We start from the raw sequence: 26,209 nt of genomic DNA, 5'->3' as shown, positions 1-26,209 counted from the left end.
AATTGAATTGAAAAGTTAAAAGGAGTGAATGTGATTAACGCGATACAAATTAACGAAAACTTGACAACCACAGGACAAGTTATACCGAAACAGCTCGAGCAAGCCAGACAAGAAGGTTTTAAGTCGATTTTAAATCTGCGATCGCCCGATGAGTTGGGATTCTCCCACGATGAGCAAGGGGTGGCGGAAGCATTAGGGCTGCACTATGCGAATGTACCACTCAAATTAGAAGCGCTAAATGAAGAATTAATTACCAAAATACTGACAGCACTCGAACAAATTCCCAAACCAGCAGTTGTGCATTGTGCAGCAGGGATGCGATCGACTGGAATTGCACTATTGAGTATCGCGATTAAAGAAGGATTAACCCCAGAGCAAATCTTATCAAAAGCTCGAAATGTAGGCTTTGGGTTCTTTGAACACGCTGGTGTTAGTCCTCGATTGAAGCAACTGTTTGTGGACTATGTTAACAAACATGCCAAGGTAGCTGTGACTGTTAGCGATCGTTAATGGAATTTGCAACTCAGGTGACTGTTGACTGTTAACCGTCAACAGCCAACAGTCAACGGAGTTAAGGCGTCTTTCATCTTATTCCTAGAAGTAATAGGTTTTGCCGACGCCTTTTGATAGGCTGATTGTCTGTAGCATCCGATACTAAAGGTAAAAGTTCTATATTATACTGGTAAGATTTACCAACGTAAGAAAATTATTATCCGAAATATCTGCTAAATCGTAGTTTCAATGAGCATTTGCTTAATAAATTGTTAATTTTTCTTAATACTGATTATACAAAAAAATCACAGTATTTTTACTGTTGTTAAAGACATTAATACTTACTTAATATGTAGCACAATATTTTTTATAATCTCAAGCATCGTGAAATCTCTCCTACAGACGCACTTAGAACAAGAAATTTGGATACTGATACGAGAAAAATGGTATTTTGCTACAATTATCGGAGTTTGGGATGATTTGTTGTGGTTTAAACATAGAACTTACAACAAAGAGACAGAGGAAGATACTCTTTGGGAAATGGTTGTAAAAATCAGTGAAGTCATTGCAGTTGATAAAATTAAGTCAACGATCAGTAGAAAACCAGATGTGTTGATTTCACGTCTAATGGAAACTGACCAAGGCACAACCGAGCGTAATTAGTATATAACTCCTATTTGATTCATGGATTTACTGATTCTTGGCAAATAGGATGTAGACAATAGGGAAAGATTAATTGTCTATTCCCTATTACTTTTTCTAATAAAATTTATATATTTGGCATACGAGGTTCTCAAAAATTAGCTAAATAAACTTTTGCACTACAGCCACTGATAGCGTTTTCTAATTTGGTGAGGTACTGAATAATTCACTCTCTAAATTAGACAACCCCACCGAAGTTTGCTTGCAGGAAAACCCTCCTGGCAACTTCTCTGTGTGTAACTCTGCGCTTGACTTTGCGCGACGGCAGTCGCTACAACGGGGGGAACCCCAACGCGAGTTGTTCATGGGGGAAACCCCCAAGACCACACTCGCTCCGCAACGCGCTGCCTCCCCTTTGCGTTTAAAAACAAAAATTTCTTTACCTCACTTAACAGGTAAACGCTATATCAATACTAAACAAAATTATTATAAATAGTCCTTGAATAGTCTACGGTATTAATTTTATTATCATGGTAGCTAACTGAATGGTTAACCGCTTCATATGTATTATCTCCTCCTGGGGAACTGATTGTTACGGTGTCAGTGGTATTAACTATATGAAAATTATAAGGATAAATGCCTCCGAGTATAGTTTCTAATTGTCCTGCCGTCAGATTGTGAAAAAATCTTTTAATTTCACTATCAAACAAAGTAGAAATTATAATTTTAGCCATTATTTTGATTTGTTTTTTAAAAATATAAATTAATTATATGATAAAGCGTTTTAACTAACCGAATAATATGTAATTTTTTTGGACTTAAAATCCATTATTATGTCAAAAATTTTCTTTAAACTAATAATGATTATCTAAATATATCTGTGAGAATAGTAATGCAAAATCAAATCTCAAAGTAAAATTTAATTCAGTATACGAAACTTTCTGTAAGGGTTTTGGGTGTGCTAATAATAAAGACTCCGGTAAATCACCAAAGGCGTTCTATCTGCCTGAGCAAGATTGCTGTGTAAAGTCCCTTAAAGATATTCACATGAGGTAAGGTCTAAAAATAATCTGTTAAACTATCTAAAATTTAAAATTATCCCAGCTGCTAGCCCAGGGTAATAAATAAGTATGAGTGAAGCCTTATTCTGTATCAAAAATCTACGAGTTGCCTATCCTCAACGAAGTGAAGAAGCACCAAGCTGGGCGGTTGATGATGTATCTTTCACCCTGCAACGCGGTGAAAAAATGGGATTGGTGGGAGAGTCGGGTTGCGGTAAGTCAACTATCGGACGCGCAGTTATGCGCTTACTACCGGCTTCTAGTCGCGTTGAGGGACGGGTGACATTTCAGGGACAGTCAGTATTTGATTTAACGCCTAACCAGCTACGGAAATTTCGCGGTGAAGCGATCGCTTTAATTTTTCAAGATCCGATGACGCGCCTCGATCCGCTGATGACTATTGGTAAGCATTGTCTGGAAACTTTACAAGCGCACTCACCAGAATTATCAGCAGCGCAAGCCAAAGAAAAAGCACTTGCGACATTGGCAAAGGTAAATATTCCCGCAAGCCGTTGGAATCAGTATCCTCATGAATTTAGCGGCGGAATGCGACAACGGGTAGCTATCGCTTTAGCTTTACTTCTCAATCCCAAGTTTATTGTTGCAGATGAACCCACCACAAGTTTAGATGTTACCGTTTCCGCGCAGATATTACAGGAATTAACTCGGCTGTGCAGTGAAGAAAACATGGGATTGCTGCTGATTTCTCACGATTTAGCAATGGTAGCTGAGTATTGCGATCGCATTGGCGTCATGTACCGCGGTAAAATGGTGGAAATGGGTTCGACGCAAGCTGTATTTAGACAACCGCAACACGAATACACGCAATCGCTCCTCAAAGCAGCTTTACATATTCAATCAGTGGATGAAATAGGGAGTGGGGAATCGGGAATAGGGAGTGGGGAAGAAAAGGAATTAGGGAAGATAAAAGAAAAATCGCCGATTTTGAGTGTTACTGACCTCAAACAATATTACACTATAGAACCTAATTTTATTGAAAGACTGTTTAACAGACATTCAGAGACAATTAAAGCAGTAGATGGTATTAACCTGGATCTTTATCCCAAAGAAATACTTGGCTTAGTTGGGGAATCAGGTTGCGGAAAAAGCACATTATCACGGACAATTTTGCAACTAATTCGTCCCACGGCTGGTAAAGTTGAATTTTTAGGACAGGATTTAACTAAACTCTCGCCTCAAGAAATTCGTGCTTCACGGCGACAAATACAAATGGTGTTTCAAGATCCCCATGCTTGTCTCAATCCAGCGATGACGGTGGGACAAAGTATAGCCGATCCTTTATTTATTCACAATCTTGCCGATTCTGTAAAAGCAAAAGAACAAGTTTTGTGGATGTTAGAAAAAGTTGGCTTAACACCGCCCCACGTGTATTATGAACGTTATCCGTCAGATTTGTCTGGAGGACAACAACAAAGAGTCGCGATCGCTCGTGCTTTGATTACTCGCCCGAAACTGATAATTTGCGATGAACCGGTGAGTATGTTAGACGCCAGCGTGCAGTCACAAGTGCTAGATTTAATGTTGCAATTAAAAGAAGAATTTGAGTTAACTTATCTGTTCATCACTCACGATCTTTGGTTAGCCAGATTTTTGTGCGATCGCATTGCCGTGATGAACGGCGGTAAAATTGTTGAACTCGGTGAAACGAAAAAGATTTTTGCTAATCCTCAACACCCCTATACCAAAACCTTACTAGCTGCTGCGCCATTATTAGCACGCGCTTAGAAAATAAAGTTAGGAGTTAAGAGTTAGGAGTTAGGAGTTGGGAGTTAGGAGTTAGGAGTTACTAACTTTTAACTCCTCACTCCTCACTCCTAACTATTTTCCCTCCCTGCAATTAATTTCGTTCCTTCTCCACTCGAACCATATAGCTCAACAAATCTTTTAAACAGCAACCCAGTTTCGTGATTTGAAATTCGATGTGAATGGAGTAAACGCTCTATATTTCTCTCAGCTAGAGCTTGTAAATAAGGCAAGTCTTCAAAGAGGGTCAAACAAGAAGCAAAATGTAATATTATTTGCAATAATGGCTTTGGCCACTCTAAGTCGCTATAAATATCTATGAACAACTGATGTTCCGAGTCACTTAATGGAAAGGCATGAAAAATAACAATTATTCTTTTGTCATTGTAGACTGGAATACTCAGTTCGACAGTGTATGGAGTATGCAATATTAAGTCTACTTCTACAATTGGCTGCCGCCAAATTCTTAAAGGATTAGCTGGCGAATCTAATATTGTTTGGAATTTGATGATTCCACCGATATCTGTGGGTTCAAAGTGGCTGATACTTAAAATTTTTAGGTTATTTAAGCTAAATTTATGAATTGTTTCTAAATGCTTTAAGCTCAACAAGTGATAAATTTGGCAAACGTAAGGAAAAGGTAAAATATACTCCTGGCTAATCATGTGTAGCCTTTTAATTTTTAACTTTTCCGCTTGGATGCGATAGAGATATTCTTGATATTGATTAGGGGAGAAATCATTACTAGTAAAGCTTTCTTCTGGTTTGAGATATAACCAACTGAAAAAAAAGAAAGAAGCTGTAAACAGTTGAAAAATTTCTACAGTCGATACATAACCATCGGTAAATGCAGCGAAGCTTCTGTCAGTTATCCCAAAAAGCCAAGACGGAATTCCAAATAGCCAAATTCCATTTTTTATTTTATCTATTAAAATAGCGATATCAACTTCTATAAATGTATTTTTACGATCGCTATTCATATTTTCTAGATTATCTGGATGAGATTTCCGCTCGTTTTGAAAACAATTAATAGGCATAATAAATTTATTTAAAAATTTTATTTACTCGTTCAATAAAGACTATAAATGTTGCCTTAATTCTATGTTAAGCAAATTTAATATTACTAACCTCTATCTTTAGCTGTAGATACAAGTTGTATCTATAGCAATCCTAAATGAGTTAAGAACAAAAAGATCCCCGACCTCTTGAATAAGTCGGGATCTGAGCCGATCGATGGAGAGCAAATCAAATAAAATTGCTATATCTGTATATGTATATAAGCAATCAAATTACATGTTGATGAATTTAATTGTTTATACAAACCTTTATATGTTTACATGTATACTGGCTTAGCAAAAGCTTTTGTAAATTCTGCTATTCAATTAACCAATATTGTATCGTTTGATGCATATATGCAATAAATAGCTATGCTATACTAGAATTGATAAGTAATTTCAAAAATAAAATTATCTCTACATCACAAGAAATATATATTTTTAGATAAAAAAGTCGATTTTTTATAAGATAAGAAAAACAACTGTCTCTCTAGAATGAATGCTAAATTAGTCATGAGAAATAAAAACTTAGAATTTGCGAGTGAGAAATTATAAAGTTTCTCTGTTATACGTAAAACACTAACTAGATAAATTGTAATTTTTATCACTTTTAAGTAAATATTGAATTAATCGGGAAAGCCCTGCTTGATGAAGCATCTGTAAGAATTACCTTAGAAACCGTATAATTGCTACTGTCATAGCAGGTAAGTTAGGACATAAACCGAACGTTAAAACCTGGACATAAAAAGATTGTCAAGCCTATTGCCTTTTCTCTGCGATAACGCTGTATGATTTTTGAAAATTTTCGCTTAGATTTTCTCCAAGACCTTAGCAATGAAAATTCGCCATGCGATCGAAACAGACTTAGCCACAATTGTGGCAATTTACAATGCTGCAATTCCCAGCCGCGTGGCAACTGCTGATTTAGAGCCGGTATCTGTGGAAAGTCGGCTTGCTTGGTTCAGGGCGCGATCGCCTTCACACCGGCCACTTTGGGTAATCGAAGTAGAAGGAGTAATTGCTGGTTGGCTGAGTTTCCAATCCTTTTATGGGCGTCCTGCTTATAATGCGACTGCTGAAATTAGTATTTACATAGCACCTGACTTTCATCAGCGTGGCTTAGGAAAACAACTTTTAGCACAAGCAATTCAGGAAAGTTATAGGTTGGGTTTAAAAAATTTGGTCTGCTTCATTTTTGCCCACAACCAACCGAGTTTAAAGTTATTTAGAGCATTTGGGTTTCAACAGTGGGGATATTTGCCTAAAGTTGGAGAACTTGACGGCCTTGAACGAGACTTAGTTATTATGGGACTGCATATTAATCAATGTGAGAAGTAGAAGGAAGGAGGAAGGAGGCAGCACTTCTCTACGAGACGCTCTTGCTAGCTTGCTTCCCCGTAGGGGTACGACTACGCTCAGTGACCAGGCAGGAGAGAAAAGCCAGTTTTTATCGGGGTTTTAAACTTTTGTATTTTAGATTTAATTATGTCTAGTTACTTATTTAATTTCAATATTCTTGAATAAACAGCACCCAGATGTAGAGATTAGCAATTGCTAGTCTCTACAAAAATTTTGATATCATGACTTTTCGCAAAAACTAGAATCCAAAATATTATTAGATGTTATTAGATGTACATAGAACGGGGTCTAGGATCGGGAATTGGGCGGCCTAAATCCTTAGCTGTTTCTATCCACTCCTGCATCACGATTTCTACATTATACAGAGCTTCTTGATAACTCTCCCCATCAGCAGCACAGCCTGGTAATTCAGGTACTTCGGCAATAAAAGCGTCATTTTCTCTACTCCAGTAGAGAATAACTTCATAGCGAAAGGTCATTTTTACTTCCTAGCTGATATTTAAGAATTACTGCACGAACTTGTTTAACTTGATAGATTTTGGCTTTTCCTTTTTTGTGTTGTAAATTTAATATTTCCTCAACACCATCTTTAACAAAAATACGATGATCGCCACGAATACGTTCATCAAAGCCTAGTTTGTATAAGAGTTGCCACAATTGGGCAAAAGGGATGTCTGTATCAGAAGTCCCAGAGAGGATTTTTTCTAAGATTTTATCTTGCTGACTCACGTTTTTCTGACTATCTGAATATTTCTATAGTCTCATATTTTTTGAAAAATTTGTTAGCACCGAGAAAAAACGAGTCCTATTTGGGCAATAGACCTCTTGCAAAAGTTACTTTTGCAAGAGGGGGGGAAAGGAAAAAGGTTAAAGGGAAAAGGGTTTTTATGAGCCGCTTTCCCCTTTACTCTTACCCTTTTTCCCAATAAAAGCAAGAAGTCTAATATAGAACGATGTCTAGGAAAAATTCACCTATACACAAGTGTATATTCTAAAATTAAGCAAATATCAAGCGCCGTATAGGTTAATAAACTTTATGCCTAATTTTGTAGTAATCATAATTGATGAAATTTTACCAGATAGCTTCAAGATTAAGTATAAATCCAGGTAATACATCTTCTCCTGATAAACTAGCTGGAGATTCTAGGACTTCAACCTTTTGGTTGAGGCGATAAATTTCTACTTTGTGAGTTTTTAAATCAATTAACCAACCTAATTTAGCACCATTATCTCGATACTCTCGCATTTTATTTTGTAACCTTTGCAAACAATCAGAATCAGAACGCAATTCTAATACAAAATCAGGACATACCGGGGCAAATTTTTCTTTTTGCTCTTGAGTCAAATTATCCCAGATGTCACGCTTTAACCAAGACAAGTCAGGCGAACGGACTGCACCATTTGGTAAAGTAAAGCCAGTGGAAGAACCAAAAGCCACACCCAGCGCATCACGATTCCAATTACCAAGTTGAGCAGTTAAATTAGCATTCCGGATGCTGGTTAAGCCTCCAACAAGAGGCATTATTACTATTGTGCCATCAGCATTGCGTTCAAATCTGATTAATTCGTTTATTTGACATAGTTGGAAAAATTGCTCATCTGTAATTTGAATAACAGGAGCGAAGTTAATTGTTAAAGCATCCATTGAATAATTTGTACTATAAAGTTTATACTTATTTAAATATTACTACATAAAAATAGAAGCGAAATTTTTGGCGTAGCCGCAGCCCGCCATAGCGATCGCTTTTTAGAGAAATATAGAATTTTTCTCTGTATTGTGTATATTTAACTTAGAATAAAAAAAGTATAAGGTTAATATTAATGTCTAAGTATCAAGAAGTACTACAACAAGCTCAAAGCCTTAGCCCTGAGGAGCAACTGCGACTGATAGAGGATTTAATATCAGCTGTTCGTCACCGAGTAACAGCTAAACCAAAACGTAGCATCTTGGAATTGCGTGGATTGGGTAAAGAAATTTGGAAAGGTATTGACGCTCAAGAATATGTTAATCAGGAACGTGGCAAATGCAATGGATAGAACAATTGCAAGGACAAATTGTAGGGTTAGATACTGCACCACTGATTTACTTTATTGAGGAAAATCCTACTTATTTAGAGATAACTGACAATTTCTTTGAGGCCATGTTTCGCGGTGAGTTTAGGATTGTAACCTCTGTTGTGACTTTGCTAGAAGTACTAGTTTATCCTTTGCGACGCGGAGATATAGCCCTAGCTGAACAATATCGTGAGATTTTATTCGACGATGAAGAAAGTTTGAGAACTCTACAAATTTATCCAGATATTGCTGAAGTAGCTGCACAATTAAGGGCTGTATATAACTTGCATTCTTTAGATGCTATTCAAATGGCTACCGCTGTTCATGGAGGTGCATCATTTTTTTTGACAAATGATTCGCGGTTGCCATCTTTGCCAGGGTTAACAGTGTTAGTGTTGGATAGACTGGTAAGTTGAATATATTTAATAGCTATTCAAACTCACAACTAATTGCCGTTAAACATCACTCAAGCTACCTTTGCCGTTAGTTGCTATTTGGATGGGTTCACTACTGGGAACCGCTACAACTGAAGGAACTTGTGTAATAGATTTTTTACTTTTACTTACCTTTCGACTAGAACCACCTGCTTTTAAATACTCTATACTATTTCTGCCGTAGATACTTGCGATTGCACTAAGCATCCTCTCAGATAGTTCCGAAAGCCCTTTGTCTTTCCGATCCATCGTCTTACGAGATTCATCAAGATTAGACAAAAGCGTATTATGGGCTTCTAGCGTAGCACGCGTATCATCAATGTAGCGACTGTAAGCTTCAATTGATAATCCATGTCCTAAATCTAAATTTTCATTAATGGATTTAAGCAGCGCGAGACGACGTTGGGCTTTGTCCAAAGCAGCAGAACCGCGAGTTTGTAGAGACATAAGAGATATTTTTTTAATAGTTCTGTTTCAAAATAGTGGAATGTCTTTCTGCTTGATAAGAGTAGTTTTGGGGATTTAATTAAGGGTTAAAATTGATAGCTTTTCTGTATTTTTACTCATTTATATTTTTATTTCTGCTCGTTGTTATGGTATAAACACACTCTCTGATGCGATCGCGATCGCCAAAATCGCAAATGCTGTCGCCAAAATCGCAAATGTAGTACCCAAAGTCGCAAATTTAGTGTCCGAAGTCGCAAATTTAGTGTCCGAAGTCGCAAATGTAGTGTCCAAAGTCGCAAATGTAGTGCCCAAAGTCGCAAATGTAGTGCCCAAAGTCGCAAATGTAGTGCCCAAAGTCGCAAATGTAGTGTCCGAAATCGCAAATGTAGTGCCCGAAATCGCAAATGCGTAGGCGTAGGCAGCCTTAGACATCGCTTATTTTGAAAAAGTGAGCGATATCTAGGTCTGTGGACTTCAGACATTCCCAAAAGCGATCGCTATTTTTATAATTGCAATGTAGACTTAGACAGCAGCTTCTCGTTAGACATCGCTTGTTATGAAAGAGTGGGTGCGATCGCAGAAATACTCGGCTACTGACTTGTATTACAACCCCAGCCAACCTCTTAAAGATTTTTCTAGCAGTTCAGCATCAGCATCAGCTAACTTGCCGATCGCTTTTACAACCAAGTTTTGATGTACTGTGTATAAACCTCTCTTCACTGCTGTAGGCACGTTTAGTCCTGCTGCTGACCACTCAGACAAGACAAACTCACCTTCTAGTAATGCCCCAGTTTTGCTCGTCAAAGGCGTGATTAGGATGTCTTGAGAAACGTGTGGCGCACTGACTACAACAGCAGGTCTAACTTTTGAAATGGACAAATCTGAAAAGGGATACTTAACCAAAATGATGTCATTTTTAGAGTAATTGGGCATAGACATCATCCTCAGGGTTATCCCAAACTGATGAGAGTGATGTTTGACTGGCTTGAAGCCAAAATTCAGTTTCATCATCAGGAAGCAGAGTCACTAACACTCTTGTACCTTCCGGTAATTCGGCTGACTCCAGCAGTTCGATTTTTCCTTGTCGAACAGTAGCCCAAAGCGTTTTTAGCATATCTGTTTTATCAATGGTCATGCTTTGATTTTATGCTTTGATGCCTAAAATAGCGATCGCTAATTCTATGATTGCACTGTAGGCGATCGCTTCTTGGGGAAGAGTGAGTGCGATCGCTCTATGTAAACATTAAATTCTCAATTTTGCGAACCTGCAAATACACTGCTAGCTCACCAGATAACCTCGTAAAAAATACTCAACATCAGCTAACTTTTGGTATCAACTCAATTTGTAAGCTTAGCGATTACAGTCCAACTCCAATAAATTAGTCTAGTGTAGGTGATTGCTCATTGAAAGTTTGTTCCCAATAGCTACGCCAGTTATCTGAAAGTCCATAGAGTTTCTTGCGGGGTGCAATTTGGTCAGTTTTCAACCAGGATTGAGATTGTAAAGCCTTGCCTCGCAAAGCTTTTGAAATATTAGTGGGTTCTACTTTATTAATATCATCCACAAGATACTGGTTAATTATATTGGCGATTTCTGAGCCAGTAACTTGTTTTTTTCCTCTTGCTCTCAGTTCTACAAGTGCCCAAAAAATTTTTGGTGCTAAACTCCGTGGTGCTGCTTGGATATCAGCTAACTCATGTGGAACTTGTATACTATTTGTCTCTTGTAAGATTTTAGGTTTTTCAAAATCTTCAAACAAGGAGAGTTGAAATGCTTGTGCTTCTTGTCCCTTTATAGAAATAATTTCACTAACAGTTTCAGGGAGTCTATTTGGTAAAGCTACGCCTGCAACCCTGAGCAGTTTAGTTATCATATCTCTAAGCTTTTCCTCAGTTGTAGCAACTTCAGGGAAGTGCATTAAAACATCGCCAATAGGCTTCTCTTCTTCAAAAGATTCAACTAGATAACGTGCCACAATACTATTCGCTTCAGTTTCTGATAAAAGATCTACACCAGTTTTATTGAGTGATTCTTCTGAAACAATAGTAATTACATCTCGAACTGCATCAATAAATTTATCAAAAGCTTTGCTTTTATGAAAAGGTAGTTCACGTCCTATCATTGAAAGATAAATATTATCAAGATAAACTTGCTTGAGCATAACAACAGTAAGTGGAGAGGTACGAAAAGAGTGAGATTCTTCCAATTCATAGTTTTTTGTGAAATCAGCTTCCGAAGGTATTTCCATACACTCTAAAAGCCGCTCACGTACCATTTCCCTAATTGCAAGCCGTGTCCATCTCTCATGGTAGGCATACATTCGTGTGAAATTTAGAATTTCTTTTAGGGTTGTTCCACGCCGTGATTCTGAGCTATGTCTTCCATAAAGTAACCTAAGTAGTAATCTAAGCTTTAGGAAATAACATGGATAACTTGGAAATACTGGATAGTATAAGTTTGGTAAAACAGATTTACCTCCACTGATGCTATTACCTGATAGCAAGGCCGAAATTATATAAGAGACTGACCAAGCTTCTGGTTCACTACCTAGTGTTAAATGAAGATCGCGAAGAATATCAAGAAAATAGCGAACATTATGCCATGAAACTGCTGAAAGTAAATTAAGAGATTGATTAGCTGTACTAGATGTTAGAAAAGTTAATTTAATTACTTGCGTATATTTCAAATAAAACTTATACAATTCTTGCCAGTTAGGTTGATTACGCCAACGAGCTAAACGATGATCTTTCTTGCTTGATTCTTTTGGTGTTTCTAAATTTTCCACATATTCAATACGTTTAGAAAGTACTTGTACTAGATCAGGTGTTTGAAGATGATAGACAATATCATCTGAGCGCACATCAAGGAATCCAAACTCTCTACCTCGAAAATAAGTTCCTTCGCGCATCGTAATAATTACTGTTGATCCGGTCTGACTAGCAAGCTTGTGAGCAAATGTATAGGCTATTCTTTGATATCTATCTGAGGTTCGATCAATATTGTCTAGAAAAACTACTACACCTTTTTTATTCTGACTGGCATAATATCTCCAACTTTTCTCTAAGAATTCACTAGGTGAGTCAGAAAGCTGCTCTAATAGTTCAGCTTCTTTAACAGCTAAAAGCTGTGAGTCTTGCTCAAAAACTTTGGCATATGAACCTCTCCGCAAATTTTGCAACTCTCTACCAAAAATTGTCCGAAGACTTTCGTGTTCGTAAGCTTCTGGACGCAACTTTTTCCATTTCTTATTGATTTGTTGCCACAGATATTCATTTATGCTCTCCGGTGTACCATCGAATTCATTAATTAAGTCAATAATTAAATAATTAAATTTATTTTTACTTTTTTGATGTGCTTCAATCAAAACTTTATTAATAAAGGTAGATTTTCCACATCCAACAGAACCTGCAATTAAAACTACTCGTCCTTTTCTATCACCTGATTCAGTAGGTAAAAAATTTGGATTATCATAATCAGGTGAAATATCGGTAGCCTCTGGAATATAAATTGGGGATGTGTCTTGAAGGGTACGTTTTAACTCTCCTTGATACTGGTCTAGTTTTGGATTTGTAACGAAGCATTGTTTGAGCATCACTCTACGACCTGGATCAACAATCTCCCCAAAGAAGTGATCGTAGAATTCTCGTATATATTTCTCGGTATCATTAGATCGCGACCATTTAATTTCAGGAAGTTTTGAGTTAGGAATACCACAAAAATCTGAAGGAAGAGAATTAAGTTCAGAAAAATGCTCTTCGAGGGAATTGTTAACTACACAAGGTTCAGAAAGGAGATCCCAAAACAGATCGAAGTGCGATACGTTTGATAATAAGTTGCCAAAATAAAAACATTGCAAATCATTGATACTTTTATTCCGATTTGGAATTGCTTGCATGACTATCCATTCAGCACCATTGGTAATCACAGAATATGGCACTCCAGTTTCTTTTGCATAACCTTCAGCTTGGTTAATCACTTCACCAACTGAAGGGCCAAAGGAGGTGCGGATATAACTGAGTTGGTAAATCGTTTTCTTTAGCCCTGTTTGTGGGCGTATGAACGTTTGTCCAATGCGTTTTGCTTCTACGATAAATCGTGGAATACCATCTGCCGTTATTAAATAGTCTGTGAATCCAACGTGTTTTACTGGATGTTCTGGATTAAATTCTTCTTTACTCCATCCTAAAGATTCAAGAATCTGATCAATGATTAAAAGACGAGTTTTAGCCTCGTTTTCCCCGCAGAGATTAGAACCTTTATCACCATACTGTCTTCGCAGATTTGCTATAACTGCTAATGCTGATTCACGACTTGGGGTACTGGGTTGCGAAGTTTTATCTTTGGGTTTCATGTCTTTGGGCTTTTTTTATCTAGTTCAGATAGTCAAACCTGATACACCTAGCTAACAACTAAGAGTAGCTAATGTATACTAAGATAGCCCACAACATTAAGTACTGAAAAATTACTGATTATCTCGAAGTATTGTCCTACAGATAACCTAACACTAACTTATATTTTGTCGTGAAAAGTCAGACAAATGCCGAAGGCACGGTAATACCGTGCCTCCTGGCTTATTAGTTATGTATAAACCTACTCAATCCCTTCAATCCGGTCTTCAACTTCTTGGTACAACTCGCGTAGGCGATCTAAATTCTCCTCGCTAGTCTCCCAATAACCGCGTCCATTTACTTCCAACAAAGTTGATACAACCTTGCGAAAAGAATGGGGATTAAGGTTCATCAACCGTTTCTGCATTTCTTCATCTTTGATGAAGGTTTCGTTAGTATCTTCGTAAATCCAATTATCCACAGCGCCGGCTGTCGCACTCCAACCCATTGTATTTACCAATCGTTTGGAGAGTTCGCGCACACCTTCGTAGCCGTGAGACAACATCCCCTCGTACCACTTGGGATTTAATAATTTGGTACGCGCATCCAAGCGCACGGTTTCTGATAATGTCCGCACCTGTGCGTTGGCTGTGGTCGTGTCTGCAATATAAGATGCTGGTGTTTTACCATCGCCACGCAGACTTGCGACTAATTTGGTGGGATCGGAGTCGAAGTAGTGAGAAACATCCGTCAAGCTGATTTCGGAGGAATCCAGATTTTGGAAAGTTGCATCAGCAGTTTTCAATGTACTTTCAAAAATCTTCCGCGATTCGTCCATTATCCCAGGATTATCGGAATTAAAGGCGAAAGATTTCCGATTGAGATACATTTCTTGCAACTCGGCTTCGCTTTCCCAAGTGCTATTTTCCACTGCCAAGTTAATATTTGACGAGTAGGAACCGGAAGCGTTGGAGAAAACGCGGGTTGCTGCTTGACGCAAGTTAACCCCCATTTCTTCGGCTTGTTGCAAAGCGTGTTTGCGAACAAAGTTCATTTCCAAGGGTTCATCTGCCTCGGCCGCCATCTTCACGCCTTGGTCTAGCAGGTTCATTTGGTTGATGAACAAGTCGCGGAATACACCAGAACAGTTGATTACGACATCGATTCTGGGGCGTCCCAACTCTTCTAGCGGTATCAATTCCAACTTGTTCACCCGTCCCAAGGCATCGGGAACCGGACGCACGCCCACCATCCACATAATTTGTGCTAGGGATTCACCGTAAGTTTTAATGTTATCGGTTCCCCAAAGGACACAGGCGATGGTTTCTGGCCATTTTCCACCGTTTTCGGACTTGTTACGCGCCAAAAGTCTATCTACGACGATTTTGGCTGATTGGACTGCTGCTGTTGTTGGGATGGATTGCGGATCTAAGGCGTGAATATTTTTACCCGTAGGCAAAACATCCGGGTTGCGGATGGGATCGCCGCCAGGGCCTGGTAGGACGTACTCGCCTTCTAAGCCTTTGAGTAATGCTCCCAGTTCGTTATCTGCACAAACTTGCTGGAGGCAGAATTCTAAATACTCAAACAGGGGTTTTAGTGTGGCGGTGTCAACTTTGGGATAGCCTGCTTTATGCAATGCTTCTACCCAAGGTTCTTTTTTGCCCATGTTGAAGAAATTCAACCTGGAAACCAGAGAAACTCGACCTTCAGCATCGGTTTTCTCTTGAACAAGGGCGCTAACTGCTTCACGGGTGGCTAAGGTGATGTCTTGCAATAGCTGGACATCTTCTAAAATGCCTTTGTCGCTATTTTGGTAGATATCGTCAATATTGCGCCCGATGCTGTTAGCGATAATTCTAGGCAAGCTGACAATTTCTTCTTCGGGACGATCTAGGTTGGCGATGTTAACTAGAGTTGCTACGGCTTCTTCTGCACTTGGCGGTTTACCAATGACGTGCAACCCACAAGGCAACAACCGAGACTCAATTTCCATCAACTTGCGGTAGACGATACCAACAATATTATCCCGTTCATCCGCGCTCATCTCTTTGGCATCGGTTTCTGGCAGGTTAATATCCTTATCCAAGTTGACGATGCGGCATTTGTCCATGATGGAGTTGACAATGGGAATACCGCGTCCAGTATCTTTTAAGGTTTGGTAGGAAGCAATTAATTCGCTGAGTTCCTTCAAACCTTTATACAAACCAGCATTTTCTGCTGGCGGTGTCAAGTAAGAAATTGTTTCGGCATAACCCCGACGTTTGGCAATTGTCGCTTCGCTAGGGTTATTGGCTGCGTAATAATACAGGTTGGGTATGGAACCAATTAAGTTATCTGGATAACATTCTCCAGACATGCCCATTTGCTTACCTGGCATGAATTCTAAGGAACCGTGAGTGCCAAAGTGCAGCACGGCGTCAGCTTGCCAAACTTGCTCTAAGTAGGTGTAGTAAGCAGCAAAACCGTGATGGGGACTAGCGGAACGGGAGAACAACAGCCGCATTGGGTCGCCTTCGTAACCAAAGGTGGGTTGCACGCCGATGAAGACGTTACCGAAATGCTTACCATAAATCAACAGGTTTTGCCCGTCGCTGTTGAGATGTCCGGGAGGTGGGCCCCAATTTTCTTCGAGGCGTTGCGAATAGGGGGTGAGTGCCTCATATTCTGGCACTGACATTTTGTAGGCGATGTTCAGTTCCGGGCTGGCGTACTGTGCTTGGGCGTCGTGGATGACTTCTTGCATCAGTGCTTCGGCTGATTCTGGCAACTCTGGAAGGTCGTAGCCGTTATTTTTTAGGGCTTTCATCACTTCGTAGATGGAACCGAACACATCTAAGTAAGCGGCGGTTCCCACGTTGCCTTTATCTGGCGGGAAGCTGAAAACGGTGATGGCGACTTTTTTATCTAGCTTGGGTTTGCGGCGGAGGTTAGCCCATTTTAATGCGCGTTGGGCTACGGCTTCCATACGGTCTTGAAGAGCGATCGCTTTTCCTGTTGCCCCATCTCTACCTGATAAGATAATCGGCTCAATTGCCCCATCTAATTCGGGAATGGCAATTTGTAAAGCTACTTGAATCGGGTGCAAGCCCAAATCGCTATCCATCCACTCTTCTGTGGTTTGGAACACTAAGGGCAACGCCACCATGTAAGGACGATTTAAGCGTTTGAGCGATTCAATCGCCTTGGGATGGTCTTGTCTAGCCGGGCCACCCACTAAGGCGAAACCAGTCAGCGATATCACCGCATCTACTAACTGTATATTGGTGGTCGGTTCGTAGAAGTAGGCATCCACAGGCTTGGAGAAATCCAAACCACCAGCAAACACCGGTAATACCCGTGCGCCTAGTGCTTCCAACTCCTGCACCATTGCTACATAATGAGCGTCATCTCCTGTAACTAGGTGAGTGCGTTGCAATACCAAACCAATACAGGGAGCTAGGGGATCTTTGAGATCTTTAGAGATATCCTTACGGGCTGTGTACCAATTGAGGTACTCTCTCACATCCTCAAACATACTGGGAGCCAAGGGGTGCCAAATCCCCATATCGGGATAAACCACTGGCTCTTGATATGTACGAGGTGTTACATTTTGTTTCTCTAAACCTTTAAATACATATTTATCAGCTAGCATCAGCAAGAAGTTTTCCAGGTTTTCTGGAGAACCACCTAACCAATACTGAAAGCTGAGCATGAAATTTCGGGCGTCCTGTGCTTTGTCCATTGGCAGGAACTTCAGCACTTGCGGTAGCGTTCGCAAAAGCTTGAGCATCCCATCTTGGAATCCCGCACCGGATTTTTCTTTGCGTTTCCGCATGAATTGGGCGATCGCACTTTTTGACTGACCCAACTGCGCCAGGGAAAAGCTGCCCATTTTACTCAGGCGCATAACCTCTGGCATCGAGGGAAAGACAACGGCAACATCCAGGCGATCGCGATGTGGTTCTACTGCTGTTACTACTTTCTGTGCTAAGTCTTCGATAAAAATCAGGGAGGCGATAAATATATTGGCACTCTCCATATCCCTTTGGAACTCCTTATAGTTCTCTGGATCTCGGAGTTCCTCAATTAAGTAACCGCTGATTTCAATCGCCAGTTCTTCGTTGCTAGCGTTAATCGCCCGCACCGCTTGTGACAATGCACTCTGGTACTGGGACTCAAGCACGACATAGACCACCTTGATTAAATTACGTCCGCGTAAGTTATCAGGCGCAATATGTCTAATGGTGGACTTGACGTGGGTGAACATGCTTCCTCGGCTCCTTTGATGCGTGTTCTCTACTAGAAGTTAAAAGCAGCTGATGAAACCACAGTTAACTTCGTTTTTATTGGGCAATATGAGTTTTTTATCAGAAAATGCTTGCCCAGTGGGCATTTTATCGCCTATCTGACACAATTCGATATAAAAAAAGAAATATTTATTAACCTATATTGACAACTAATTAAAGTAATTACTCTTATTTATGTAAATTTTTGTTTACATATTTATTTAACTATTCAGTTATAAAGTCTAATATAACTTAAGCTAAGCAAGGGGGCGATCGCATTTCCTCTGTTGCTTGTAGGGAATAAGATATAACAATTGCCAGTTAGGTTAAGAGATAAATCGATGCTCAAAAAGTTGCATTGACAAAATCACCTTTTTTGTTTTTCTCCCCTAATGCTTGCATCGGCTGGTTGTCTTAAACTTGTGACACCTGCTTGGTTAACGATCGTTGCACTAACGTTACCCGTATCATTCTTTTCAAAACAAATATTTGTATTTACAGCTTTAGCAAAAAACTCTAGCTTTGATTTGGGGAAGAACCCTAACGGCGGTTGTTCCCACATAGTCATACTCAAGGGCGATCGCTCAAAAGAAACTGCTTTATGTTTTTTACTAATCCTAATTGGCTAGGATCGATTTGTACCTCTTCATGATACTGCCAATAATCAGGGTTTTTGTATTGACATCGCAGTTTTGGCATACTAGCTAATGAATTACCGCAATTATTTAACTATTAAATATTCAAATAAACTAAATTTTTCTATATAAACTAAATTCAAAAATTAAAATGTTTATCTATTAAAAAAAACTACATTATCTGAACTGCCAACATGCTAAACATTGCTCAAAGTGTATTTAGACGTAAAATTTTCAGTACGATTGGTCTACCAATTATATTATTGTTGTCATTGTCAGGAATTTCAATTTGGCAAATCACTCGCCTGCTTTCGGTAATGAATTGGGTCGAACATACTGACCAAGTAATTGCTCAAGCTTATCTGACTCAAAAACTGTTAGTGGATTTGGAAACCGGAGTCCGCGGTTATCAACTTACAGGAAATCGTGAATTTCTTCAGCCTTACGAACAATCTAATTCTCAAATTAATACTGTTTTTGAAAAACTAGCGAATTTAGTTTCAGATAATCCTACACAGACTCAACGTTTAAAGCTAATTCGAGTCCAACAGACAAATTGGAATCGTGAAATTTCCCAAGCGATCGCCCGTAAAGAACGTGGTGAAACTGAAACTTTAGCAGGATTTCAGCTTCGCAAACGCATCACGGACAGAATACGAAACGAAATCGCTAATTTTATCGGCACTGAGGAGCAACTACGCACTCAGCGTACTCAAGCGGTGCAAGTAACAACACAGCAAGTTATTTTCACCAGTATTGGTTTAGCAATAGTAATTGGTAGTTTTTTAGCTTACTTTATTTGGCGACAAGTTTTACAAGTTTCTCAAAATTATCAAACTGCGCTGACAATCGCAGAACAGCAGGCACAACAGGCTCAACGTGCTGCTCAACGACTTGCTGCTTTGCATAATATTGACAGAGCAATTTTAAGAGCTGAATCCATTGAATCTTTAATTAGTAATGCTCTTAGTAAAATGCGTGAAATTTTACCTTACCAGCAAGGATTTGCAGCTGTGTTTGATTTTGAAACATGCACAAGCAGAATTATCGCTGGCAGCATTACTGACAAAGAATTACAATCTCTCATTGGCGCTCAAATGCCATTGACTGACTTTGCAGCTAACGCAAGCGAGTTACAAAGCATTCGCTATATAGCCGATTTGGTAACAGCACAATTCTGTCCGCCGATTTTAGTAGAGTTACGTTCTCAAGGAATACGTTCTAGCCTTTGTATTCCTATGTTTGTCGAAGAAAAACTATTTGGCGAAATGAATTTATCTACAACTGTTGTTGATGCTTTCGATCGAGAAGCACACAATATTGCTTATGAAGTTACGGCTCAGTTGGCGATCGCTATCCAACAATCTCTCCTACGCGAACAAATTCAAACTTACGCCAATGAACTAGAAAAACGTGTTGCTGAACGTACCGCACAGTTGCAAGAAACAAATCAAGAGCTAGAAGCTTTCACTTACACAATATCCCACGACTTACGCGCACCATTACGTACTATGCAAGGCTTTGCTCAAGCATTGCAAGAAGACTACACAGACAAACTCGACTCAGCTGGGCAAGAATACATTCAATATATTACAGAGGGTGCAGTACAAATGGACACCCTCATCGCCGATCTGCTGGCATACAGCCGTCTCAGTCGCGCCCAAATTCAAATGCAAAAAGTTGATTTAACTAGTGTTGTCGAAGACGCTTTAAAACAACTAAGCACAGAACTACAGGAAAAGCAAGCCCAAATTACAGTAGCAAAACCATTGCCGCCAGCGATCGCTCACCGCTCTACACTCGTCCAGGTAGTAATCAATTTGATCGGTAATGCAATGAAATTTGTGCAGCCTGGAATACAGCCAAGAATCCAAATCTATGCGGCAGAACAGCAAAACTGGATACAATTATCTGTATTGGACAACGGCATCGGCATTGCGCCAGAACATCAAGAGCGCATTTTTCGCGTCTTTGAACGGCTGCATGGCGTTGAAACCTATCCAGGTACTGGTATTGGTTTAGCCATCGTCCGTAAAGGAGTAGAGCGAATGAACGGTCGAGCTGGGGTAGAATCGCAATTAGGTGCCGGTAGTCGCTTTTGGATTGCTTTGCCAAAAGCCGTTTTTCATAGCAATGATAGTGATGACGCAAGTACTCCGCATTCTGATAATTGATGACAATCCAGGCGATCGCGCCTTAGTGATACGAGAACTGAGGCGAGAATTTCCGCAAATTCAGGCTCAAGAAATTCGCGAAGCTGCTGGTTTTGCTGGTGCAGTCGCAGCAGGTGAATTCGATTTAGCGATTACCGACTATCAACTAGGCTGGAGTACTGGGATAGAAGTTTTACACACTATTAAGCAGCAATATCCCAACTGCCCAGTAATTATGTTTACTAACACAGGTAGCGAAGAAATTGCTGTAGAGGCAATGAAATCTGGGCTAGATGATTATGTTCTCAAATTACCCAACCGTTACATTCGCATACCTACTACTGTGCGAATTGCACTAGAACGAAAGCAAATCAAACAAAAAGCTACGTTACTTGAAATTCGTCTCCAAGGTTTGCTCAACCAACTAAAGGTAGGTATATTTCGTACTTACCCAGATGGAAATTTTATTGAGTGTAATCCAGCGTTTTTGGAATTGTTAGGGCTGGATTCATTATCACAAGCTTCAGGGGCAAATCTATTGAATATCCCTGAATATTACTCAATACTCCAAGAACTGCCACCACCTCAACATCAAGAACAAGAGATTCAATTGCAACGAGCAGATGGAAGGCAAATCTGGGTAGAGTTAAGCATAGCTCTAAATACAGTTCAGGGACAACAAGTATTAGATGGCTTAATAGAAGATATTACATTTCGCAAACATGCTGAAATCGAAATTCAGCAACTCAACTTAAGATTGGAGGAGCGAGTCAGGGAGCGCACTAGTGAATTAGAAGTAGCAAATCGAGATTTAGTACAGACAAATCAGCTATTAGCAATGGCTAATCAAGATTTAGAAGCATTTAGTTATTCGATTTCCCACGATCTGCGAGAACCATTACGTGCTATCCAAGCGTTTAGTTCAATCCTCCTAGAAAACCAGGAAAGCCAATCCGATCTAAAGAACAAACAAAACTACTTGCAACGCATTATTGCAAGCACACAGCAAGCAGACAGGCTTGTTCAAGATCTACTTGAATACAGTCGCCTCACCCATACTGAAATGCCATTACAAGCTATTAACTTATCTTTATTGATGAGACAAACACTCAGACAGCTAGAACTAGAATTAACACACCGACAGGCGAGAGTAGAAATTGAAGAACCTTTAGCTGAAGTTATAGCAAACTCTACTATTTTGATACAAGTAATTACTAATTTGCTAACCAATGCAATTAAATTTGTTGCACCAGGAGTCCAACCTCTGTTACGGATATGGACGCAGAAACATAATGGATTTGTTCGCTTATGGGTGCAAGACAATGGCATTGGTATTGAGGAAAGATATCAAAAACGCATTTTCAATGTTTTTGAACGTCTACACAGCTATGAAATTTATCCTGGTAGCGGTATTGGCTTAGCAATTGTCCGCAAAGGAGTCGAACGCATGGGCGGGCAAGTTGGTGTAGAATCCCAACTTGGACAGGGAAGTCGATTTTGGTTAGATTTACCTATAACCTATAATTGATTTAAATCGTTACCCCACCCCGATTTTGTCTAAAGCCAAAATCGCCCCTCCCCAAGGCATCGGGGAGGGGGTGGGGGTGGAGTAAAACCGATGTGGAATAAGCGTTTGAGCTTAAGTTGATACTAATAAAAGCTTTGCGCCCCCTACCTTGTACTTCACGCTTATCGAGAAATGCTATAAATAGTTACGGTTCGGGAGCATAAGGGAAAATAATAGCTCCTAACTCGTCATTTACAACTCTCAGTCCTAGTACCATTTTCATGGTTGCCGATGAGAATTGTTTTATCGTAACATCAAGGGTTTAAGACCCCAACCATTACACGTAATATCAGTTGAGTTGGGGTTTAAATCCCCAACTCTAAGTGTCTTTAATGCGTGATTTTGAATTTTGAATTGTTAATGGAACTGCCTTTAAAAACAAAAATTTCATGAGTAAAGAGCAAGACACTATTCTGGTTGTAGAGGATAATCACAAAGATGTGCTTCTGCTGCAACGAGCGCTCCGCAAGGCTAACATTTTAAATCCAGTTCAGGTTGTAAATGATGGCGATGCAGCAGTGATGTATCTGTCTGGACAGGAACCTTATGGCGATCGCACCCGTTATCCCTTGCCTGTACTAATCTTGCTCGATCTCAAACTACCCCGCAGATCTGGAATTGAGGTTTTGATGTGGTTACGCGAACAACCTAAACTCAAGCGCTTACCAGTCGTAGTCCTCACCTCTTCTAAGGAGTATGCCGACATCAATAATGTTTATGATATAGGTGTAAATGCTTACATAGTTAAACCAGTTGTTTTTAATGAATTAGTGGAAATTGTGATGACCCTTAATCTCCACTGGATTATTTTTAACGAAAAACCGCAAATTTAAAGCTTTACCTGGCTTTATTAATTGATTGTGCGGTTAATTTCAAATAGCGATCGCCACAAATCGCTAAGCTAAAGAATTTAACCTTTAGGTAATAGCAAATCAGCTTTAATTTTGTGTAATTTGAAAAGACAAGGAATAGATTCAAATTTAAACTCATGCTGCATCGCTTATCCAAGTCTGGACTGATTTGCATTACTCAACCGCATCATGCATGGCTTTCGGGGCAATTAGCACAAGCTTGGGGAAACGAACTATTTGGTGAATTTACTCCCAAAGAACAAGTTTGTCTTGGCGCACAACAGCATGACATTGGTTGGCTGCTATGGGAACAAAAACCTACGCTTAATTCTCAAACAGGCTATCCTTATAAATTCACAGAACTTCCAACAGAAGTACATATAGACATTTGGTCGGGTGCAAAACAGCTAGCATTTACTTTAGGTAGATACGTAACGCTACTTGTTTCACTTCACGGAACGGGATTATATGAAAGATTCACAAGTTGGCAAAACTCAGCCAAATCTACTCAACTCGTGCAAAATTTTTTAAATAACGAGTATGCTTTTCAAAAACAACTTATTGATATTCTGCAAAAAGATGAATACTACACATCTTATGTAATTCCAGAGGTAATTGAACGCAATCAAAAATTAGTAGCGACATGGGATGCTCTTTCTCTAATTTTATGTATAGGTAAAATTGGCGAACAACATATCGATCGAGTACCAACAAGCAATGGCACAACTACATTAAAACTAACTCTAACAGAAGATATAGAATATCATCAAACAGTAACTATTTCTCCGTGGCCATTTAAACAAAATAAAATCAAGTTAGTCTACGAAGGACGGCTTTTGCAACGCACTTTTAGTAATGAAACAGCAATGCGAGACGCTTTGAGCAGCGATTGTTGGGTCACTCTCAGCACTACTTTAATACCTGAATGATTGAGAAGGCAGGAGGCAGAAGGCAGAGGGATTTTATGTTTTATTAAGAAGGGGATTGGTGACCCCTCGTGTTGGGAGAGCGACCAAATTTTTAATTTTGTCGAGGTTCTAAACCGCAAGTTCGCTACGATCGCCTGAATAGTCATCAATCTAGAGACTAATATTTAAAATTGGATAATTTCTCAACTAATGGAGGACTAACAGCCTAAAAGAACTTGTTAGGATTGCTCTAGTGCTAAAACTCTAGTGCTAAAAAAAATTATTCATGCACATTCATCATCTTAATTGCGGCTGTATGTGTCCAATTGGTGGGGCACTCTTTGATGGGTTTAGCCGCGGTCTAGCAGCCCATCTTGTTTGCCATTGTCTGCTCATAGAGACACAACAAGGCTTAGTATTAATTGATACTGGCTTTGGTGAGCGTGATATTCAAGCACCATCATCACGATTGAGCCAGTTTTTCATTTATTTCAATGGCATCCAGTTCGATCGAAAATACACTGCGCTTGCTCAAATTGAGCAACTCGGATATTCTAAACGCGACGTGCGTCATATTGTGCTGACCCACCTTGATTTCGATCATGCAGGGGGTTTGGAAGATTTTCCTGAAGCAACTGTCCATGTAATGCAGGCTGAGATGGAAGCGGCGCAACACCGCCGTGGTTTTATTCAAAGCCGACGCTATCGTCAGTCTCAGTGGGATGAGGTAAAACGCTGGAAGTTTTATGAGGCAGGGGGCGAACCTTGGTTCGATTTTAAAGCAGTACGCAACCTTGAAGGACTACCGCCTGAAATTCTGCTCGTACCCCTAGCTGGTCACACCCAAGGTCATGCAGGTATCGCCATCCAAACATCGGCAGGCTGGCTTTTACATGCGGGGGATGCTTATTTTTATCGTCACGAAATCGGCTCTGCTCAACGCCATTGTACGCCAGGTCTGCGTGCCTATCAGTGGATGATGGAGGTAGACCGCAGAGCCAGACTTGATAATCAACAAAAGTTGCGTGCGTTATCGCTAGCTCACAATAATGACGTGCGTCTGTTTTGTAGCCATGATGCTATTGAGTTCAAAACGTTAAAAGAGCAAAATAATTTGCAATTGCAAAAACATAATTCGCCCTTTGTCAACTGAGTTTAATAGAAGTTCATGAGTTGCTTAAAACGATTTACAGCAGATTGCAGCTTGGTGAGGTACAGGTTATCGTAGGGGCGCACAGCTGTGCGCCCCTACCCGTGTACGTCATTTACCTGAAAAACGATTTATTAGTCGAGTAAAACAGCATTTTTCGCTTTCTATCCCACCAGCAAAACGAAATGAGTAACAAAGAGCTAGAAACGCTCAAAAAGCTAGCTTTGAACAAATCCGATCGCACTTTAGAACAGCGATTGTCACCACCAGAACTCACCAGTAGTTTAGACAAAGAAAAGCCTAAGCGAAATATGAACTGGTGGTTGCTAAAGATAGCGTCTATTGCCGGATTATTGTATTTACTCTTTATCGTACTTACTCCTAATCCAACTCCTCAAGAAAACCGTAGAATTGGAAATACGGAAGTTATTATATTTAGTTTAATTTTGCTGTTTAACTCAGGTTTGCTAGATAGCATTGATGATATCTCAATTTCGGGTACGGGGATTGCACTAAGGAGACTCAAGCAACAAGTTTGGGACGATATCAATAAGTTGCAAGATGAGCAAATCGCCGAACTGAATACACAACAAAAACGCATTGACTTACTTCAGGAGCAACAATCAGCAACATTGCAATTTCTAGTTAGATATCTGATTGATGGTAATGAACTGAAGCATCTGATTAAACTTAATTCTCCAGAAGAATTTAACTTTAAATTTGACGAGGATTTAGCAAGGGAACTGAAGCATCTTCGAGCTATGGGATTTATTAATAATTTTGTAGGCAAAGGTATTGAAAAGGTTGAACAACAGGGAGAAGGAGATTTAAAAAAGTATTTTGAGATTACGGAAGAAGGAAAATCGTATTTAGCTTTGAGAAAAAGCTTAGGAATTAACGAAATTCCTGGACTCGGCGAAGATGGACGATGGCATCGAGACATTAGGGAGACTTCAGCAAAAATATTGAATTAGATATACATCAGTGGGAAATCTTGGTTTTAAAGGGCTTTAAGATAAACCGCCAAGTTTTTGAGGCT

Annotated in this window: 23 protein-coding genes; 12 read left to right on the top strand and 11 right to left on the bottom strand. The window is 39.7% G+C overall.

What is annotated here, in order from left to right; translation table 11 throughout:
- Positions 1–30: 30 nt before the first annotated feature.
- The 3 genes from NSTC745_RS23225 to NSTC745_RS23215 all read left to right on the top strand — a co-directional run bounded on the left by NSTC745_RS23225 (position 31) and on the right by NSTC745_RS23215 (position 3,941).
- Positions 31–510 (top strand): beta-lactamase hydrolase domain-containing protein, encoded by a 480-nt coding sequence (locus tag NSTC745_RS23225; protein ID WP_096542510.1) that lies wholly within the window; start codon positions 31–33, stop codon positions 508–510.
- A 366-nt stretch (positions 511–876) separates the two neighbouring features.
- Entirely contained in the window at positions 877–1,155 is a 279-nt protein-coding gene (locus tag NSTC745_RS23220; protein ID WP_096541766.1) for a hypothetical protein, read from the top strand.
- A gap of 1,109 nt (positions 1,156–2,264) precedes the next feature.
- Positions 2,265–3,941: a dipeptide ABC transporter ATP-binding protein gene (locus NSTC745_RS23215; protein ID WP_445633062.1), complete on the top strand. Its 1,677-nt coding sequence runs from the start codon at positions 2,265–2,267 to the stop codon at positions 3,939–3,941.
- An 89-nt stretch (positions 3,942–4,030) separates the two neighbouring features.
- Here the strand turns inward: NSTC745_RS23215 and NSTC745_RS23210 are convergent, their stop codons facing one another.
- Positions 4,031–4,939, bottom strand: coding sequence for a hypothetical protein (locus NSTC745_RS23210; protein WP_445638669.1), 909 nt, complete (start codon positions 4,937–4,939; stop codon positions 4,031–4,033).
- Positions 4,940–5,848: 909 nt separating this feature from the next.
- Between NSTC745_RS23210 and NSTC745_RS23205 the strand changes: the two genes are divergently transcribed.
- On the top strand, positions 5,849–6,352 hold the full coding sequence (locus tag NSTC745_RS23205) for a GNAT family N-acetyltransferase (protein WP_445633061.1): 504 nt from the start codon (positions 5,849–5,851) through the stop codon (positions 6,350–6,352).
- Between the two features lie 287 nt (positions 6,353–6,639).
- On the opposite strand, the gene NSTC745_RS23200 is transcribed toward NSTC745_RS23205, so the two are convergent.
- From NSTC745_RS23200 to NSTC745_RS23190, 3 genes are all read right to left on the bottom strand, one after another.
- Positions 6,640–6,852: a type II toxin-antitoxin system HicB family antitoxin gene (locus tag NSTC745_RS23200; protein ID WP_096541752.1), complete on the bottom strand. Its 213-nt coding sequence runs from the start codon at positions 6,850–6,852 to the stop codon at positions 6,640–6,642.
- Entirely contained in the window at positions 6,836–7,102 is a 267-nt protein-coding gene (locus NSTC745_RS23195) for a type II toxin-antitoxin system HicA family toxin (RefSeq protein ID WP_414568851.1), read from the bottom strand. The genes NSTC745_RS23200 and NSTC745_RS23195 overlap by 17 nt, the downstream gene beginning before the upstream one ends.
- 343 nt (positions 7,103–7,445) lie before the next feature.
- Positions 7,446–8,018 carry a Uma2 family endonuclease gene (locus tag NSTC745_RS23190; protein ID WP_445633060.1) on the bottom strand — a complete coding sequence of 191 codons (573 nt, stop codon included), beginning with the start codon at positions 8,016–8,018 and terminating at the stop codon, positions 7,446–7,448.
- Positions 8,019–8,194: 176 nt separating this feature from the next.
- Between NSTC745_RS23190 and NSTC745_RS23185 the strand changes: the two genes are divergently transcribed.
- Together NSTC745_RS23185 and NSTC745_RS23180 are read left to right on the top strand one after the other, a co-directional pair.
- Positions 8,195–8,410 carry a hypothetical protein gene (locus NSTC745_RS23185; RefSeq protein WP_445633059.1) on the top strand — a complete coding sequence of 72 codons (216 nt, stop codon included), beginning with the start codon at positions 8,195–8,197 and terminating at the stop codon, positions 8,408–8,410.
- Positions 8,398–8,844, top strand: coding sequence for a type II toxin-antitoxin system VapC family toxin (locus NSTC745_RS23180; protein WP_445633058.1), 447 nt, complete (start codon positions 8,398–8,400; stop codon positions 8,842–8,844). The genes NSTC745_RS23185 and NSTC745_RS23180 overlap by 13 nt, the downstream gene beginning before the upstream one ends.
- 39 nt (positions 8,845–8,883) lie before the next feature.
- On the opposite strand, the gene NSTC745_RS23175 is transcribed toward NSTC745_RS23180, so the two are convergent.
- The 7 genes from NSTC745_RS23175 to NSTC745_RS23145 form a co-directional block, all read right to left on the bottom strand.
- Positions 8,884–9,309, bottom strand: a complete 426-nt coding sequence (locus NSTC745_RS23175; protein ID WP_445633057.1) for a hypothetical protein — start codon at positions 9,307–9,309, stop codon at positions 8,884–8,886.
- 144 nt (positions 9,310–9,453) lie between these two features.
- A complete protein-coding gene (locus NSTC745_RS23170; RefSeq protein ID WP_445633056.1) occupies positions 9,454–9,741 on the bottom strand; it encodes a hypothetical protein in 288 nt (95 codons plus the stop codon).
- Positions 9,742–9,912: 171 nt separating this feature from the next.
- Positions 9,913–10,242 carry a type II toxin-antitoxin system PemK/MazF family toxin gene (locus NSTC745_RS23165; RefSeq protein WP_445633055.1) on the bottom strand — a complete coding sequence of 110 codons (330 nt, stop codon included), beginning with the start codon at positions 10,240–10,242 and terminating at the stop codon, positions 9,913–9,915.
- Positions 10,226–10,444: a hypothetical protein gene (locus NSTC745_RS23160; RefSeq protein ID WP_445633054.1), complete on the bottom strand. Its 219-nt coding sequence runs from the start codon at positions 10,442–10,444 to the stop codon at positions 10,226–10,228. Before NSTC745_RS23160 ends, NSTC745_RS23165 begins: the two co-directional genes overlap by 17 nt.
- A 244-nt stretch (positions 10,445–10,688) precedes the next feature.
- On the bottom strand, positions 10,689–13,661 hold the full coding sequence (locus NSTC745_RS23155; RefSeq protein ID WP_445633053.1) for a P-loop NTPase fold protein: 2,973 nt from the start codon (positions 13,659–13,661) through the stop codon (positions 10,689–10,691).
- A 239-nt stretch (positions 13,662–13,900) separates the two neighbouring features.
- Positions 13,901–17,887, bottom strand: a complete 3,987-nt coding sequence (locus tag NSTC745_RS23150) for a magnesium chelatase subunit H (protein WP_445633052.1) — start codon at positions 17,885–17,887, stop codon at positions 13,901–13,903.
- A 386-nt stretch (positions 17,888–18,273) separates the two neighbouring features.
- Positions 18,274–18,468: a hypothetical protein gene (locus tag NSTC745_RS23145; protein WP_445633051.1), complete on the bottom strand. Its 195-nt coding sequence runs from the start codon at positions 18,466–18,468 to the stop codon at positions 18,274–18,276.
- Positions 18,469–18,735: 267 nt separating this feature from the next.
- Here NSTC745_RS23145 and NSTC745_RS23140 point away from each other — a divergent pair, with 267 nt between their 5' ends.
- From NSTC745_RS23140 to NSTC745_RS23115, 6 genes are all read left to right on the top strand, one after another.
- Complete coding sequence (locus NSTC745_RS23140; protein ID WP_445633050.1) at positions 18,736–20,715, top strand: CHASE3 domain-containing protein; 1,980 nt, start codon at positions 18,736–18,738, stop codon at positions 20,713–20,715.
- Entirely contained in the window at positions 20,684–22,222 is a 1,539-nt protein-coding gene (locus NSTC745_RS23135; protein WP_445633049.1) for a sensor histidine kinase, read from the top strand. The genes NSTC745_RS23140 and NSTC745_RS23135 overlap by 32 nt, the downstream gene beginning before the upstream one ends.
- Positions 22,223–22,650: 428 nt before the next feature.
- A complete protein-coding gene (locus tag NSTC745_RS23130; protein ID WP_445633048.1) occupies positions 22,651–23,094 on the top strand; it encodes a response regulator in 444 nt (147 codons plus the stop codon).
- Between the two features lie 155 nt (positions 23,095–23,249).
- On the top strand, positions 23,250–24,041 hold the full coding sequence (locus tag NSTC745_RS23125) for a DUF3891 family protein (protein WP_445633047.1): 792 nt from the start codon (positions 23,250–23,252) through the stop codon (positions 24,039–24,041).
- Positions 24,042–24,336: 295 nt separating this feature from the next.
- Positions 24,337–25,173 (top strand): MBL fold metallo-hydrolase, encoded by an 837-nt coding sequence (locus NSTC745_RS23120; RefSeq protein ID WP_445633046.1) that lies wholly within the window; start codon positions 24,337–24,339, stop codon positions 25,171–25,173.
- Positions 25,174–25,355: 182 nt separating this feature from the next.
- The gene (locus NSTC745_RS23115) at positions 25,356–26,144 is read left to right on the top strand and encodes a hypothetical protein (RefSeq protein ID WP_445633045.1); all 789 of its coding nucleotides are present in this window, start codon (positions 25,356–25,358) and stop codon (positions 26,142–26,144) included.
- The last annotated feature ends 65 nt before the right edge of the window (positions 26,145–26,209 follow it).

It is taken from the genome of Nostoc sp. DSM 114161 (assembly GCF_052692665.1).
This window is presented reverse-complemented; position numbering and strand designations above follow the sequence as displayed.

Excerpts from the sequence above, each read along its gene's own strand:
- NSTC745_RS23190 (WP_445633060.1), bottom strand. The coding sequence starts at position 8,018 with ATGGATGCTTTAACAATTAACTTCGCTCCTGTTATTCAAATTACAGAT.
- NSTC745_RS23210 (WP_445638669.1), bottom strand. The coding sequence starts at position 4,939 with ATGAATAGCGATCGTAAAAATACATTTATAGAAGTTGATATCGCTATT.
- NSTC745_RS23160 (WP_445633054.1), bottom strand. The coding sequence starts at position 10,444 with ATGACCATTGATAAAACAGATATGCTAAAAACGCTTTGGGCTACTGTT.
- NSTC745_RS23130 (WP_445633048.1), top strand. The coding sequence starts at position 22,651 with ATGAGTAAAGAGCAAGACACTATTCTGGTTGTAGAGGATAATCACAAA.
- NSTC745_RS23180 (WP_445633058.1), top strand. The coding sequence starts at position 8,398 with ATGCAATGGATAGAACAATTGCAAGGACAAATTGTAGGGTTAGATACT.
- NSTC745_RS23155 (WP_445633053.1), bottom strand. The coding sequence starts at position 13,661 with ATGAAACCCAAAGATAAAACTTCGCAACCCAGTACCCCAAGTCGTGAA.
- NSTC745_RS23125 (WP_445633047.1), top strand. The coding sequence starts at position 23,250 with ATGCTGCATCGCTTATCCAAGTCTGGACTGATTTGCATTACTCAACCG.
- NSTC745_RS23200 (WP_096541752.1), bottom strand. The coding sequence starts at position 6,852 with ATGACCTTTCGCTATGAAGTTATTCTCTACTGGAGTAGAGAAAATGAC.
- NSTC745_RS23170 (WP_445633056.1), bottom strand. The coding sequence starts at position 9,741 with ATGTCTAAGGCTGCCTACGCCTACGCATTTGCGATTTCGGGCACTACA.
- NSTC745_RS23185 (WP_445633059.1), top strand. The coding sequence starts at position 8,195 with ATGTCTAAGTATCAAGAAGTACTACAACAAGCTCAAAGCCTTAGCCCT.
- NSTC745_RS23140 (WP_445633050.1), top strand. The coding sequence starts at position 18,736 with ATGCTAAACATTGCTCAAAGTGTATTTAGACGTAAAATTTTCAGTACG.
- NSTC745_RS23215 (WP_445633062.1), top strand. The coding sequence starts at position 2,265 with ATGAGTGAAGCCTTATTCTGTATCAAAAATCTACGAGTTGCCTATCCT.
- NSTC745_RS23145 (WP_445633051.1), bottom strand. The coding sequence starts at position 18,468 with ATGTGGGAACAACCGCCGTTAGGGTTCTTCCCCAAATCAAAGCTAGAG.
- NSTC745_RS23115 (WP_445633045.1), top strand. The coding sequence starts at position 25,356 with ATGAGTAACAAAGAGCTAGAAACGCTCAAAAAGCTAGCTTTGAACAAA.
- NSTC745_RS23165 (WP_445633055.1), bottom strand. The coding sequence starts at position 10,242 with ATGCCCAATTACTCTAAAAATGACATCATTTTGGTTAAGTATCCCTTT.
- NSTC745_RS23175 (WP_445633057.1), bottom strand. The coding sequence starts at position 9,309 with ATGTCTCTACAAACTCGCGGTTCTGCTGCTTTGGACAAAGCCCAACGT.
- NSTC745_RS23135 (WP_445633049.1), top strand. The coding sequence starts at position 20,684 with ATGACGCAAGTACTCCGCATTCTGATAATTGATGACAATCCAGGCGAT.
- NSTC745_RS23150 (WP_445633052.1), bottom strand. The coding sequence starts at position 17,887 with ATGTTCACCCACGTCAAGTCCACCATTAGACATATTGCGCCTGATAAC.
- NSTC745_RS23205 (WP_445633061.1), top strand. The coding sequence starts at position 5,849 with ATGAAAATTCGCCATGCGATCGAAACAGACTTAGCCACAATTGTGGCA.
- NSTC745_RS23120 (WP_445633046.1), top strand. The coding sequence starts at position 24,337 with ATGTGTCCAATTGGTGGGGCACTCTTTGATGGGTTTAGCCGCGGTCTA.